The organism is Buttiauxella sp. BIGb0471 (genome assembly GCF_024807715.1).
Taxonomy (GTDB): Bacteria; Pseudomonadota; Gammaproteobacteria; order Enterobacterales; family Enterobacteriaceae; genus Buttiauxella; species Buttiauxella agrestis.
In genome coordinates this window covers 143406-157853 of sequence record NZ_JANUEU010000005.1, presented here as the reverse complement: position 1 = coordinate 157853, position 14448 = coordinate 143406, and the positions used below count along the sequence as shown (strand labels likewise).

12 protein-coding genes are annotated in these 14448 nt (G+C 50.0%); 3 read left to right on the top strand and 9 right to left on the bottom strand.

Going from position 1 to position 14448, the window contains the following annotated elements; genetic code table 11:
* The first annotated feature begins 34 nt into the window (after positions 1-34).
* On the top strand, positions 35-1081 hold the full coding sequence (locus M2371_RS16635) for a PLP-dependent cysteine synthase family protein (protein WP_259268206.1): 1047 nt from the start codon (positions 35-37) through the stop codon (positions 1079-1081).
* A gap of 42 nt (positions 1082-1123) precedes the next feature.
* Here the strand turns inward: M2371_RS16635 and cof are convergent, their stop codons facing one another.
* Positions 1124-1945: an HMP-PP phosphatase gene (gene cof / locus M2371_RS16630; RefSeq protein WP_259268292.1), complete on the bottom strand. Its 822-nt coding sequence runs from the start codon at positions 1943-1945 to the stop codon at positions 1124-1126.
* Between the two features lie 102 nt (positions 1946-2047).
* Between cof and M2371_RS16625 the strand changes: the two genes are divergently transcribed.
* Together M2371_RS16625 and queC are read left to right on the top strand one after the other, a co-directional pair.
* Positions 2048-3751, top strand: a complete 1704-nt coding sequence (locus tag M2371_RS16625) for an SgrR family transcriptional regulator (RefSeq protein WP_259268205.1) — start codon at positions 2048-2050, stop codon at positions 3749-3751.
* Between the two features lie 65 nt (positions 3752-3816).
* Positions 3817-4512: a 7-cyano-7-deazaguanine synthase QueC gene (gene queC, locus M2371_RS16620; RefSeq protein WP_259268204.1), complete on the top strand. Its 696-nt coding sequence runs from the start codon at positions 3817-3819 to the stop codon at positions 4510-4512.
* 40 nt (positions 4513-4552) lie between these two features.
* Here the strand turns inward: queC and M2371_RS16615 are convergent, their stop codons facing one another.
* From M2371_RS16615 to tig, 8 genes are all read right to left on the bottom strand, one after another.
* On the bottom strand, positions 4553-4951 hold the full coding sequence (locus M2371_RS16615) for a YbgC/FadM family acyl-CoA thioesterase (RefSeq protein ID WP_115630519.1): 399 nt from the start codon (positions 4949-4951) through the stop codon (positions 4553-4555).
* A gap of 122 nt (positions 4952-5073) precedes the next feature.
* On the bottom strand, positions 5074-5451 hold the full coding sequence (locus tag M2371_RS16610) for a helix-hairpin-helix domain-containing protein (RefSeq protein WP_259268203.1): 378 nt from the start codon (positions 5449-5451) through the stop codon (positions 5074-5076).
* A gap of 151 nt (positions 5452-5602) precedes the next feature.
* Entirely contained in the window at positions 5603-7474 is a 1872-nt protein-coding gene (gene ppiD, locus M2371_RS16605; protein WP_259268202.1) for a peptidylprolyl isomerase, read from the bottom strand.
* A gap of 236 nt (positions 7475-7710) precedes the next feature.
* Entirely contained in the window at positions 7711-7983 is a 273-nt protein-coding gene (gene hupB, locus M2371_RS16600; RefSeq protein ID WP_034493716.1) for a nucleoid-associated protein HU-beta, read from the bottom strand.
* Positions 7984-8193: 210 nt separating this feature from the next.
* Positions 8194-10548: an endopeptidase La gene (gene lon / locus M2371_RS16595; protein ID WP_034493715.1), complete on the bottom strand. Its 2355-nt coding sequence runs from the start codon at positions 10546-10548 to the stop codon at positions 8194-8196.
* A gap of 183 nt (positions 10549-10731) precedes the next feature.
* Positions 10732-12006 carry an ATP-dependent protease ATP-binding subunit ClpX gene (clpX, locus tag M2371_RS16590; RefSeq protein ID WP_034457994.1) on the bottom strand — a complete coding sequence of 425 codons (1275 nt, stop codon included), beginning with the start codon at positions 12004-12006 and terminating at the stop codon, positions 10732-10734.
* Positions 12007-12136: 130 nt separating this feature from the next.
* Positions 12137-12760, bottom strand: a complete 624-nt coding sequence (gene clpP / locus M2371_RS16585; protein WP_034457992.1) for an ATP-dependent Clp endopeptidase proteolytic subunit ClpP — start codon at positions 12758-12760, stop codon at positions 12137-12139.
* Between the two features lie 338 nt (positions 12761-13098).
* Entirely contained in the window at positions 13099-14397 is a 1299-nt protein-coding gene (gene tig / locus M2371_RS16580; protein ID WP_034493714.1) for a trigger factor, read from the bottom strand.
* Between the last annotated feature and the right edge of the window lie 51 nt (positions 14398-14448).

Sequence of the window (14448 nt, the reverse complement as noted above, 5' to 3'; positions counted from 1 at the left end):
TACTCTAAGCACAAATAGACAAACGGATACGACCATGACCAGCAACTGGGTAAACCACGCTATTAGCGAAATTAACGCCGATTACCAACGCTCCGCCGATACACATTTGATTCGCCTTGCGCTGCCTGGTTTCCCCGGTATTCAGCTGTACCTGAAAGATGAAAGCACACACCCAACCGGCAGCCTGAAACATCGCCTGGCGCGCTCACTGTTTTTGTACGGTCTGTGTAACGGCTGGATTAAAGAAGGCACCACGATTATTGAAGCGTCTTCCGGTTCAACTGCTGTATCCGAAGCCTATTTTGCCCGCCTGTTAGGTCTGCCGTTTATCGCGGTCATGCCAGCCTGCACCGCGAAACGCAAAGTGGAACAAATCGAGTTTTATGGTGGTCGTTGCCATTTCGTGAAGAGCGCGTGTGAAATCTACGCCGCATCCGAAATGCTGGAGCGTGAACTGAACGGCCATTATATGGACCAGTTTACTTACGCTGAACGCGCCACCGACTGGCGCGGCAATAATAATATTGCCGACAGTATTTTCCGCCAGATGGAACATGAACCGCATCCGGTCCCGGAATACGTGGTGATGAGCGCGGGAACAGGCGGCACATCGGCCACTATCGGTCGCTATTTACGTTATCAGGGTTATCCAACAAAACTGACCGTTGTGGACCCACAAAATTCAGTGTTTATGGATTACTGGCAGAACCGGGATTGCAGCTTACGCAGTGCCGTGGGTAGCAAAATCGAAGGGATTGGTCGCCCGCGCTGCGAGCCTTCGTTTATTCCGGATGTGATTGACGACATGATGCGCGTGCCAGATGCCGCCAGTATTGCCACCATGCAATGGCTGGAAACTATTCTGGGTCGTAAAGTTGGCGCGTCCACCGGGACGAATATGTGGGGCGTACTGCAACTGGCTGCACGTATGCGTGACGAAGGACGTACCGGTTCGATTGTGACGTTGCTTTGTGATAGCGGCGAACGCTATCTGGAAACCTATTACAACGCGGAATGGGTGAAGGCGAATATCGGGGATGTCGCGCCGTGGCGTGCTGAAATTCTGGATTTGATTAAGTAAAAAATTGGCCGGGCTAAATGCCCGGCCTGCTGCAAGGTCTCTTCATTCGGGGGAATAAGTGAGATTTGGTGTATCCAGCCAATGCGTCAAATAATGAGAAACTGCCTGCTTGTTACAGTGACCAATAACAGGTAAATGCGGTAAATCTGCTTTCAGTTGCGCCATCGCGTTGCCCATGATCAAACCATGACCCACGCTTGAGAGCATTTCGCGGTCGTTCATCGCATCGCCAAACGCCATACAATCTTTCATCGTCAGGCCAAGATGCTGACTTAATACATTCAGCGCCGAGCCTTTATTGCAGCCTGTCGGTAACACTTCCAGGCAATCTACTGCCGAGAAACAAAGAAACGCTTTATCGCCTAGTGCTTCATTCAACTGGATTTTCAAACGGCGCAGATCGTCGTGATCGCCACAGAAACAGATCTTCGTCACCTGATGTGAAGGTAAACGCTTAAGATCCGTCAGGCGGTATTTGAAACCGCTGTAGACATGCGCGTGCAGTAATTCAGGGATCTCGTTTTGCGTCATCCACCCGGTATCGTTAAACACATGCATGCTTGCCTGAGTATCCCAGTGGCTGTGCAGGACTATTTCTGCCGCTTCCGGGGCGAGATCTTGCCTGTGCAGCAACTCTCCTTCCGTCGAATGAATGCGCGTCCCGTTTCCGGTAATTAAAAATGCCTCGAGTGATAACGAGCCCAGAATATGGCGCATTTCCAGCACATGGCGACCGGTAGCAAACGCGAGAGTCATTTGGCGTTCTTCCCGCAGACGGTTCAGGGTGCGTAGCGTTTCATCACCCAAATGATGATTGGGCATTAACAACGTACCATCCATATCAAATGCAGCCAGACGAGCCATGTTTACTCCGATTTGTGACATCTAAAACACTGCTGGCAGTATCACCTGGCATATACGGAACTAATAGTGAATACTTTTTAAAAATTGTTCCGGGTTTATCTCATGCGCTTGTTAAATCGACTCAATCAGTTTCAACGTTTGTGGCAACCCTCGGCGGGAGAACTTCAACAAGTTACGGTGGCTGAACTGGCGGCGCGCTGTTTTTGCAGCGAGCGTCATGTACGGACTTTGCTTAACCAGTTGCAGGACGCGGGCTGGCTAACGTGGCATGCACAGTCAGGGAGAGGAAAACGCGGTACGCTGAGTTTCCTGGTCACGCCTGAAAGCGTGCGTTCAGGCATGATGGAACAGGTTCTGCACAAGGGACAACATCAGAATGCGCTGGAGCTGGCACAAATTGCGCCTGAACAGTTACGCCAGTTGCTGCAACCGTTTCTCGGCGGGCAGTGGCAAAACGATACTCCAACGCTGCGTATTCCGTATTACCGGCCACTGGAACCCTTGCAGCCGGGGTTTCTGCCTGGCCGCGCCGAACAACATTTAGCCGGGCAAATCTTTGCCGGGCTGACCCGCTTCACCTCAAATAGCCCGGCTCCGCAGCCCGATCTCGCCCATCACTGGCAAGTCTCGGAAGATGGTTTGAATTGGTATTTCTTCATTCGTTCCACATTGCACTGGCACAATGGCGAGCCGGTTGAAACGACGCAATTACAGCAACGATTGATGATGCTTTTGACACTTCCGGCAATGCGTCGCCTGTTTGTCAGCGTAAAAAGCATCGAAATGACCCATACACAGTGCATCCGTTTTATTCTGCATACACCTGATTACTGGCTGGCTCACCGACTAGCAAGTTATTGCAGCCGTCTGGCACATCCTGAAGATAACCAAATGGGATGCGGGCCATTTCGACTCAGCAGCTTTAAAGAAAATCTGGTGCGCATTGAAAGTTTCGAGTCCTACCATCTCTGCCATCCGCTGCTTAAAGCCGTGGAATACTGGATTACCCCACAGCTTTTCGATACTGAACTGGGCACCAGTTGCCGCCATCCGGTGCAAATCGCCATCGGGCAGCAAGATGAACTGGTACATCTCAGGCCCGTCAGCAACAGTATCAGCCTTGGGTTTTGCTATCTGGCGGTCAAACAAAACAGCAATTTGTCTCCGGAGCAGGCACGTTTTCTGATGCAGATAATTCACCAACAGCAGTTGATCGCCAGCCTGCCGGTAGATGAATCGCTGATCACACCAAGCGTTGAGATGATCCCCGGCTGGAAGATCCCCGCATGGGACTCATGTAAAACCGTCCCCCTGCCACCGCGATTGACACTGCTGTATCATTTGCCGGTTGAGTTACACGTTATGGCGCAACAGCTGAAAACCCATCTGGCTGATTTAGGCTGCGAACTGAATCTGGTCTTTCACGATGCCAAAAACTGGACGGGTTGCGAAGCCCTGGCGCAGGCCGATTTAATGATGGGTGACCGCTTGATTGGCGAAGCTCCGGTTTACACGCTGGAGCAGTGGTTACGCAGCGATGTTATCTGGCCTGCTGTTCTCACGGAAACTCAGTACAGCCATCTGCAAGCCACGCTTGATGCCGTTCAAGTTCATCCAGAAGAGAGCGCCCGTAGTGTCGGTTTGCAGGAAGTGTTCAGCGCGTTAATGCGCGATGCGATAGTGTCGCCGCTGTTTAATTACCGCTACCAAATCAGCGCGCCGCCAGGCGTTAACGGCATTGAGTTGAATGCCTGGGGCTGGTTCGATTTTACGCAAGCATGGTTGCCACCGCCGACAATGGTGTGAAGAAGCTGGGCAGCCAATACGTCCACGCGTTACCATATATTTTTAAGTGATTAACAGGATTACTCATGAAACGTGCAGTTGTCGTCTTTAGTGGTGGCCAGGATTCCACAACCTGCCTGATTCAGGCCTTACAGCAATATGATGAAGTCCATTGTGTGACGTTTGATTATGGCCAACGCCACCGCGCTGAGATTGACGTTGCCCGCGAATTAGCGCTGAAATTAGGCGCTCGTGCCCACAAAGTTCTGGATGTCACATTGCTGAACGAACTGGCTGTCAGCAGCCTGACGCGCGATAACATTCCTGTGCCTGATTACGACCCGCAAGAAAGCGGCATTCCCAGCACCTTCGTTCCAGGGCGCAATATTTTGTTCCTGACGTTGACCGCAATTTATGCGTATCAGGTTGAAGCCGAAGCGGTTATTACGGGCGTTTGCGAAACAGATTTCTCTGGCTACCCGGATTGTCGCGATGAGTTTGTGAAAGCGCTGAACCATGCTGTCAGCCTCGGTATGGCTCGTGATATCCGTTTTGAAACTCCACTGATGTGGCTTGATAAAGCAGAAACCTGGGCGCTGGCAGATTACTGGCAGCAACTGGAACTGGTGCGTACCGATACGCTGACCTGCTACAACGGGATTCAGGGCGACGGATGTGGTGAATGTGCGGCCTGTCACTTGCGGGCTAACGGCCTGAACCACTATCTGGCGGATAAACCCGCAGTAATGGCGTCGATGAAAAAGAAAACCGGCCTCAAATAATTCAATGGGCGTGGTGTTTACCACGCCTTTACTGATCCCGCTATTCCATCATTTGCACGAGTTTCTCGCGCAATTCCCCTTCCAGCGGAACCGACTTCTGCGTTTTCAAATCAATGCAGACGAAAGTCAGCAGCGCATCTGCCACTATCTCACCTTCTGGTTCCAGCTTCACAACCTGACTCAATACGCCGCTTTTGCCGTTGAGTTGCTGCAAGCTACTTTCGATGCGTAGCAAATCACCCAATACCGCAGGGCGGCGATAGTTAATATTGATATTGACCACGATGAACGCGATGTTGTGTTCCGTCATCCACTGGAATCCAGCCGCATTTTCCAACCCTTCCCAACGAGCCTCTTCAAGGAACTCAAGGTAGCGGGCGTTGTTTACGTGCTGGTAAACATCCATGTGATAACCACGGACTTTGATATGTGTCTGCATAGCGCTAAAACCCTATCTCTAATTTTAATAGTCAGGTGAGGTAAACAGGCCATACGCAACTGGTATGACCTGTTTTTAGCATAGCAAAATTTCTACGCTACGCGAGCGTTCAGCACTAAGCGTTAAAGCTTAATGTGAGACAGATTGCGTTCTACCAATGCACTGCCAATCCCTGGCACCTCCTGAAGCTGTTCGAGCGCTTTGAATGGACCATATTCTTCGCGGTAGCTCACAATCGACTGCGCCTTTTTCAAGCCGATGCCGTTCATTGCCTGCGCCAGCGCTTCCGCACTGGCGGTGTTAATACTCACTACGCCATCGTCAGCATCGCCGGGTTTAGCAACCGTTACGGGAGTGGCTGGGGTTTTATCAGTGTGCTGTTGTGCTGTGTCATTTTTAACGACAGCCGGTGCAGCTGCAGCCGGGGTACATGTGCTTGCGCCAATAAGTGCCACGGCAATACACATTGCTTTAAGTCCGGTTTTGAATCCTGTTTTCATGCTGTTTCTCCTTGTGTGTTTACAGCGAGGCCACCTTACTCGGGGAAAAAAACAGGAACAATTGGCAATCTTCAAATGTGGAAAAGGCCGCGAAAGCGGCCTTTGATTGTTGCAGAGCGTTGCAGTTTACTGCGAGTAACCTCGAAGAGAATTACTGCTGTTCGATACTGTCGCCCATCTTAATTTTCGCTTCTTTGCGCAGACTGGTCATCAGCGCTTCGAAAGAGATTTGGGCATTGTTCTGGGTAATCCCCTGAACCATGGCTTTTTTCTGCTCAGCTGGCATATCACCGGCTTTCACTTCATCCACAGCCAGCAGAACGACATTGCCCTGCATGTCGTTAGCCACGCCATAAGAAGGTTTGTCCTTGGCAGGTAACGGCAGTGAGAAGGCCGCCTGGCTGATAGGATCCTGGCCTGTACGCACGACAGTTTTCGCCGTACCGAAGCTCAAGCCCGCAGCTTTCATCGCTTCATCGCCTTTGCCCATTTTCAGAGCATTCAGCGTTTTGTCAGCATCCAGCTTCGCTTGTTGTTCCGCTTTCTGGAATTTAACCTTCGCGATAACCTGGTCACGAACTTCCGCTAACGGTTTAATGGCTTCGGCTTTGTGTTCAGCGATACGGATAACGAACGCGCGATCACCATCAACAGTGATGATGTCAGAGTTCATACCCGGAGTTCCGTTCGCACCCACCAGACCACCATTGAAAATGGCATCGGAAACAGGCTTGAAGTTCAGCTCTGCTGGTAAGTTATCGTGACCGAACCAGCCAGTCTCAACCGCTTTAACGCCAGCCACTTTTTCAGCACTTGCCAGAGATTCGTTATCGTTGCTTGCCGCGTCGCTCACTTTTTGTTGCAGCGCGTAATAAGCATCAACTGCTTTATCTTGCTTCACTTTCGCCGCAATCGCATCTTTAACTTCAGACAGCGGTTTGGTTTGCGCAGGCTGGATGTCATCAAGACGCACAACCAGGAAACCTACTGAAGATTTGATAACACCGGACAACTGGCCTTTGTCTTTCAGACCGGCATTTTTCAGCTCATCAGGAGTGGTACCTGACTCCAGCCACCCCATGTCACCGCCGTTACGGGCAGAGATGATGTCAGCAGATTTTTCTTTTGCCAGGGCCGCGAAATCACCGCCTTTGTTCAGCTCATCCAGAATCGCTTTAGCTTCGGCTTCAGTTTTGGTCTGAATCACGCTGTAACGGTTACGTTGAGGTTGAGTGAACTCGTCCTGATGCTGGTCGTAGTAGGACTGAATATCTGTATCCGCCACTTCAACTTTCTGAGAAGCGGCATCAAGCATGATGTAGCTGACTTTGAACTGCTCAGGGGCGATGTATTGGTTTTTGTTTTGCTCGTAGCTGCTGTTGATTTCCTGCTCGGTCACTTCTTGCTTCGCTGCCAGAGCATTCACATCAATGGTCGCTTCACGAACAACACGTTGCTGTGATACCAGGGCTGCCAGCTCGTCAGTTTCACCTGCCAGCATGAAATCAGTACCGACAACGGCGTTGATCAACTGCTGCGTCGTTAGCTGGTTACGCAGCGCTTGTGCGTATTGGTCAGCAGTCATCCCCATGTTATTGATGATTGCGGTATAACGGGCGTTATCAAATTTACCGTTATTCTGGAAAGCGGGCTCTTTGAAGATAGCGAGTTTGATTTGTTCGTCGCTAATGCCAAGACCAAGATGTTTGGCGTATTGATCCATTAACGCTTCATCAATCAGGCGTGACAGCACTTGCTGGCGCATCTGCTTGATGTAGCCTTCGTTGCCAGCCAGTACAGAGAATTGTTCGCCAAGTTGCTGCTGTTGGCGATTACGTTCGCTGGCAACGGCATTTTCAAACTGACCACGGCTGATTTCCTGGCCATTCACTTTTGCGGCGTAGTTGGCACTTCCGCCAATCAGGTATCCACTCACGCCAGTCAAAATGAATGACACGATAATGATCCCGAAAATTATCTTGATTACGAGGCTGTTGGCCGCCGTACGTAAATTGTCCATCATGGTGTAACAACACTCCACTGTAGTGTGAATGGTAAACCCAGCGCAGTCGCTAAATGGGCATCCCTGAATACGCGTACTGCTGTGCCGCTGCGTGCAAGCGGGTATTGTGACAAGAAAACAGGTTCAAATCATCAAACATGCGCAAAATTAACAGCCATGCATAAAAAAAGGCACATCTGACGATGCGCCCTGACCTAACTTTACTAGATTAACCTTGCCCTGAAGCGGACGATAAATCAGTTAACCGCTTCTTTCAGCGCTTTACCAGCACGGAACCCTGGGACTTTTGCAGCAGCGATAGTGATTTCTTTACCGGTCTGAGGGTTACGGCCTGTACGGGCAGCACGCTCTTTAACAGCAAAGGTACCAAAGCCAACCAATGCCACGTCTTCCCCAGATTGCAGAGATTCGGTAACAGAAGCAATCACAGCGTCTAATGCACGTCCAGCCGCGGCTTTAGAAATATCAGCACCTGCGGCAATTTTGTCTATCAGTTGAGATTTATTCACTCTTCTCTTCCTCTCTTTATAATTTATATCGCACCAGTATCCTTCAAAGTGCGACCGCGCAGCAGTTATATCAGGCCTGTCATGCCCTTACAACACCCGTTGTTAATGGCACGCATCACCAGCAGTCTAAAGTAGCGATACAAAAAAAAGCTGGCAAGTGACAATTCACCAGCCAGCTCTGATTTTATGCACTGAATATGCGTCAGGTCACTATTTTGCGGTGACGACCTGCATTCCGTAAGGCTCATTCTGCAAAGCAAGAGCCAAAACTTCCTCGATTCGCTTCACCGGATGGATATCCAGGTCGGCGAGAACGTTGTCAGGAATCTCTTCCAGATCACGTTTATTTTCATCCGGAATCAGAACAGTTTTAATGCCGCCACGGTGTGCCGCCAACAGTTTTTCTTTCAAACCGCCAATTGGCAGAACCTGACCACGCAGTGTGATTTCGCCGGTCATCGCCACATCTGCACGAACAGGATTACCTGTCAGGCAAGATACCAGCGCAGTACACATCGCAATACCCGCGCTTGGGCCATCTTTCGGTGTCGCACCTTCCGGTACGTGAACGTGGATGTCGCGTTTTTCATAGAAATCAGCATTGATGCCTAATTTCTCTGCACGCGCGCGCACCACGGTCAGTGCAGCCTGGATAGACTCCTGCATAACTTCACCCAAAGAACCGGTGTAAGTCAGCTTGCCTTTGCCCGGCACACAGGCGGTTTCGATAGTCAGCAAATCACCGCCAACTTCGGTCCACGCAAGGCCTGTTACCTGACCTACGCGGTTTTCGCTGTCTGCGCGACCATAGTCAAAACGCTGCACACCAAGGAAATCTTTCAGGTTATCGCCGTCGATTTCGATGTGCTTGAGCGTTTTATCCAGCAGTAACTGTTTAACCGCTTTACGACACAGTTTGGAAATTTCACGTTCCAGACTACGCACGCCCGCTTCACGCGTGTAGTAACGAATGATGCCGGTAATAGCGCTATCGTGAACGGTAATTTCGCCTTTTTTCAGCGCGTTGCGTTCAATTTGCTTGGTCAGCAGGTGTTGTTTAGCAATATTCAGTTTTTCATCTTCGGTGTAACCGGACAGACGAATCACTTCCATACGATCCAGCAATGGTGCCGGAATATTCATGGAGTTGGACGTTGCTACAAACATCACATCGCTGAGATCGTAATCCACTTCCAGATAATGGTCGTTGAACGCCACGTTCTGTTCAGGATCAAGCACTTCGAGCAGAGCAGATGCCGGATCGCCACGCATGTCAGAAGACATTTTGTCGATTTCATCCAACAGGAATAATGGGTTTTTAACGCCCACTTTCGCCATTTTCTGAATCAGTTTGCCCGGCATGGAACCGATATAAGTACGACGGTGCCCACGAATTTCAGCTTCGTCACGTACGCCACCCAAAGCCATGCGCACATATTTACGTCCTGTCGCACGTGCGATGGACTGACCCAGTGAGGTTTTACCTACGCCTGGAGGCCCTACCAGGCACAAGATTGGCCCTTTGAGCTTGTTAACGCGGCTCTGGACTGCGAGGTATTCCAGGATACGATCTTTCACGCGCTCAAGGCCGTAGTGATCGGTATCGAGGACTTCCTGCGCCTGACGCAGATCTTTTTTCACTTTACTGCGCGCATTCCATGGAACCTGCACCATCCAATCAATGTAACCACGAACCACGGTAGCTTCCGCAGACATTGGCGACATCATTTTCAGTTTTTGCAATTCCGCTTCGGTTTTTTCACGCGCTTCTTTCGGCATTTTAGCCGCGTCGATTTTGCGTTTTAGCGCTTCGTTTTCATCTGGCGTGTCGTCCATTTCGCCGAGTTCTTTCTGAATGGCTTTCATTTGCTCGTTCAGATAGTACTCACGCTGGCTCTTTTCCATCTGCTTTTTAACGCGGTTGCGAATGCGCTTCTCAACCTGCAGCAGATCGATTTCCGACTCCATCATGGCCATCAGATATTCAAGACGTTCGTTAATATCGGACATCTCAAGAACGGACTGTTTATCAGTCAGTTTCAATGGCATATGGGCCGCAATGGTGTCAGCCAGACGAGCAGGATCATCAATGCTATTCAGCGATGTCAGCACTTCTGGCGGGATTTTTTTGTTCAGCTTGATGTAGCCTTCAAACTGACCAATTGCGGTGCGCACCAGCACTTCCTGTTCGCGCTCTTCGATAGCTGGCGAATTCAGGTACTCAGCCTGCGCTGAGAAATGGTCACCGTTGTCAGAAAGCGTGGTGATACGCGCACGCTGTAAACCTTCAACCAGCACTTTTACCGTGCCGTCTGGCAGTTTCAGCATTTGCAAAATGGATGCGACGGTTCCCACTGAGAACAGGTCATTAACACCTGGCTCATCTGTCGAGGCTTCTTTCTGCGCCACCAGCATGATTTTTTTATCATGATCCATGGCCGCTTCCAGGCAACGAATGGATTTTTCTCGCCCGACAAACAGTGGAATTACCATGTGCGGATAAACCACCACATCGCGCAATGGCAATACGGGGATTTCAATGCGTTCAGAACGCTCAGGATTCATAGAGCTCTCTCTTAGTTAAGGTCCGCCTGGTGATGGGGCAATGCCTCCGCTTTTATGGCATCACCAACAAGTAAGTCAGTATATTGGGATGTTTCCCGCACATTCAATGGCAGGAATGAAGGAAAAGCAAAAGGGGGATATAAATCCCCCTTTTTATACTAACTGACTGGTTATTTTGGCGAATTATTCACCGGATGCTTGTTGCGCTTCTGGCTTACCATAAATTAATAATGGTTTGCTTTGACCGTCGATGACGGACTCGTCAATCACCACTTTCTCGACGTCTTCCATGGAAGGAAGGTCGTACATGGTATCGAGCAGTGCACCTTCAACGATGGAACGCAGACCACGAGCACCGGTTTTACGTGCCATTGCTTTCTTGGCAATCGCATCCAGCGCTTCGTCGCGGAATTCCAGATCCACACCTTCCAGATTGAACAACGCCTGATATTGCTTAGTCAGGGCGTTTTTCGGTTCTTTCAGGATTTGGATCAGTGCTTCTTCGCTCAGTTCAGTCAGCGTAGCAACAACTGGCAGACGGCCGATAAACTCAGGGATCAGACCAAATTTGATCAAATCCTCCGGCTCAACCTGGCCCAGTAACTGCCCTTCGGTCGCCTTCTGAGACTTACCTTTTACGGTCGCACCAAAGCCGATACCAGAACCGGTTTCGACACGGTTAGCGATAACTTTGTCGAGGCCTGCGAATGCACCACCACAGATAAACAGAATCTTGGAGGTATCAACCTGCAAGAATTCTTGCTGTGGATGTTTACGTCCACCCTGCGGTGGAACCGCTGCAACGGTACCTTCGATAAGTTTCAGCAACGCCTGCTGCACACCTTCACCAGACACATCACGAGTGATGGACGGGTTATCAGATTTGCGGGAGATTTTGTCGATCTCATCGATATACACGATACCGCGCTGTGCTTTTTGCACATCGTAATCACATTTTTGCAGCAGTTTCTGGATGATGTTTTCAACGTCTTCACCCACGTAACCCGCTTCGGTTAACGTTGTGGCATCTGCCATGGTGAATGGAACATCCAGCAAACGCGCCAGGGTTTCAGCCAGCAGGGTTTTCCCGCTACCCGTCGGCCCGATGAGCAGAATATTACTTTTGCCCAGTTCGATACCGTTGGTGCTGTCGCCGTTACGCAGACGTTTGTAATGGTTATAAACCGCAACCGCCAGGACTTTTTTAGCCTGTTCCTGACCGATGACGTAATCATCGAGATGGTGACGGATTTCATGCGGAGTCGGCAGCGCACTACGCTCGCGGTGCGGTGCGACCTCTTTAATCTCTTCGCGAATAATGTCGTTACATAAGTCGACACACTCATCGCAGATATACACTGACGGCCCGGCAATCAGTTTACGCACTTCATGCTGGCTTTTGCCGCAAAAAGAGCAGTAAAGCAGTTTGCCTGAACCGTCTTTGCGCTTATCTGTCATCGGTAAAACCTCTTTTCTGTTTCTTTGCACCGTACGAGACGGTGCAAGTGCCATTCTACGGCGCAGCCAATCGTAAGCGCACTATGAGCCACTACAGTAACTATAGTATACGGCTCACTGTTATCGGGCATTAGCTACGGTGAGTCAGGATTGAGTCAACTAAGCCGTACTCTACCGCCTCACTTGCTGCGAGGAAACGGTCACGCTCTGTGTCTCTCTCTATTTCTTCAAGAGATTTGCCCGTGTGTTGCGCCATAAGTTCGTTCATACGCGCTTTAACTTTCAGGATTTCACGCGCATGGATTTCGATATCCGTTGCCTGCCCCTGATAGCCACCCAGCGGCTGGTGAATCATGACTCGTGAGTTCGGCAAGCAGAAACGCTTACCTTTAGCACCAGCGGTCAGCAGGAAAGCCCCCATAGAACAGGCCTGTCCCATACAGATAGTGCTGACATCCGGCTTAATAAATTGCATCGTATCGTAGATAGACATCCCAGCGGTAATGACGCCACCTGGTGAGTTGATATAGAGATAGATGTCTTTTTCTGGGTTTTCTGCTTCCAGGAACAGCATCTGCGCCACGATAAGGTTAGCCATATGGTCTTCGACCTGGCCTGTCATAAAGATGACACGTTCCTTGAGCAAGCGGGAATAGATATCGTATGAACGCTCGCCACGCGATGTCTGTTCAACAACCATCGGCACCAGGGCCATATGGGGTGCAAATTGATCTCTTTCGCCACTGTATGACATTTCCGTCTCCTGGAATAATTGAGCCTTCGATACCTGCTGCACTGATTCTACTTGAGACGATAAAAGAAGACTACGCTCCTTAAAAGAAGACTAAGCTCCTTGCGTCTCCAACCTTAAATGGACGGATTATCAGTCAGGGGTTCTGTTTTCTAGCCATACCCGTATTTATGGGGATGAGCTTACCCTGTTTCAAGCATAACAACCTTTTCTTGTTACGCTAACCCTGAAACTGCGTTTTATTGATGTGTTTTCAGGGAGTCACTGATAAAAAAAGCCCGCCACCATTGGGTGACGGGCTTGATGCAGCAATATTTTGGCGATGATGCCAAAAATTATGCTTACGCTTGTTGATTCATCAGTTCGCTAAAGGTAGTGGCTTTTTCAGACACTTTCGCTTTAGACAGTACTGCTTCAACAGCTTGTTCTTCCAGAGCAACATTACGCATGTTGTCCATCAGTTCTTTGTTTTTGCCGTAGAACTCGATAACTTCAGTCGGATCTTCGTAGGCAGAAGCCATTTCTTCGATCAGACCTTTAACGCGTTCTTCGTCAGCTTTCAGCTCGTGGGTACGAATCACTTCGCCCAACAGCAGGCCAACAACTACGCGACGTTTAGCTTGTTCTTCGAACAGTTCACGTGGCAGTTCCAGCGCTTGTTTCTCGTTGCCACCAAAACGCTGAGCAGCCTGGCGACGCAGAACGTCGATTTCGCTGTCGATCAGTGCAGCTGGAACGTCGATGTTGTTCGCATTAACCAGACCGTCGATTGCTTGAGACTTGATGCGGTTACGCACAGCGCCTTTCAGCTCACGATCCATGTTTTTACGAACTTCGGTACGCAGACCCGCAACTGAACCATCTTCAACGCCAAAACGTTTGATGAATTCTTCAGTAAATTCTGGCAGTTCACGCTCTTCAACTTTCTTCAGAACGATCTCGAACTTAGCCGCTTTACCTTTCAGGTTTTCAGCGTGGTAGTCTTCCGGGAAGGTCACTTCGATAGTGAACTCTTCGCCAGCTTTGTGACCAACCAGGCCTTCTTCGAAACCTGGGATCATACGACCCTGGCCCATTGCCAGTACGAAGTCAGACGCTTTGCCGCCTTCGAATACTTCGCCGTCTACAGAACCGGTGAAGTCGATGGTAACGCGGTCTTCTGCAGTTACAGCAGCGTCAGAATCTTTCCAGGTCGCCTGCTGCTTACGCAGGGTGTCCAGCATTGCATCAACGTCTTCGTCAGTCACTTCAACAACCGGTTTTTCAACTTCGATTGCTTCCAGACCTTGCAGCTCAACTTCTGGGTACACTTCAAACTCAACCGCGTAGGTGAAGTCTTCGCCCAGTTTGTATTCGCCTGGAACGTAGTTTGGTGCGCCAGCTGGATTAATTTTTTCTTTGATGATCGCGTCAACGAAGTTGCGGCTCATCAGCTCGCCCAACACGTCCTGGCGAACAGAAGCGCCATAGCGTTGTGCGATAACAGTCATCGGCACTTTTCCTTTACGGAAACCGTCGATACGGGCTTTCTTTGCCACGTTGACCAGCTCGCTTTTTACAGCGGTTTCGATGCTGTCTGCAGCGATAGTAATCGTGAGACGGCGGCCAAGGCCCTGAGTGGTTTCAACTGAAACTTGCATCTTGTTACCTCAAAAAATCACAGTGCTCGGTCAACTCTGGAAGTGCTCATT

What these genes read in the sequence shown, in the direction of transcription:
- M2371_RS16635 (WP_259268206.1), top strand. Translation starts at nt 35, where the DNA reads ATGACCAGCAACTGGGTAAACCACGCTATTAGCGAAATTAACGCCGAT.
- cof (WP_259268292.1), bottom strand. Translation starts at nt 1,945, where the DNA reads ATGGCTCGTCTGGCTGCATTTGATATGGATGGTACGTTGTTAATGCCC.
- M2371_RS16625 (WP_259268205.1), top strand. Translation starts at nt 2,048, where the DNA reads ATGCGCTTGTTAAATCGACTCAATCAGTTTCAACGTTTGTGGCAACCC.
- queC (WP_259268204.1), top strand. Translation starts at nt 3,817, where the DNA reads ATGAAACGTGCAGTTGTCGTCTTTAGTGGTGGCCAGGATTCCACAACC.
- M2371_RS16615 (WP_115630519.1), bottom strand. Translation starts at nt 4,951, where the DNA reads ATGCAGACACATATCAAAGTCCGTGGTTATCACATGGATGTTTACCAG.
- M2371_RS16610 (WP_259268203.1), bottom strand. Translation starts at nt 5,451, where the DNA reads ATGAAAACAGGATTCAAAACCGGACTTAAAGCAATGTGTATTGCCGTG.
- ppiD (WP_259268202.1), bottom strand. Translation starts at nt 7,474, where the DNA reads ATGATGGACAATTTACGTACGGCGGCCAACAGCCTCGTAATCAAGATA.
- lon (WP_034493715.1), bottom strand. Translation starts at nt 10,548, where the DNA reads ATGAATCCTGAGCGTTCTGAACGCATTGAAATCCCCGTATTGCCATTG.
- clpX (WP_034457994.1), bottom strand. Translation starts at nt 12,006, where the DNA reads ATGACAGATAAGCGCAAAGACGGTTCAGGCAAACTGCTTTACTGCTCT.
- clpP (WP_034457992.1), bottom strand. Translation starts at nt 12,760, where the DNA reads ATGTCATACAGTGGCGAAAGAGATCAATTTGCACCCCATATGGCCCTG.
- tig (WP_034493714.1), bottom strand. Translation starts at nt 14,397, where the DNA reads ATGCAAGTTTCAGTTGAAACCACTCAGGGCCTTGGCCGCCGTCTCACG.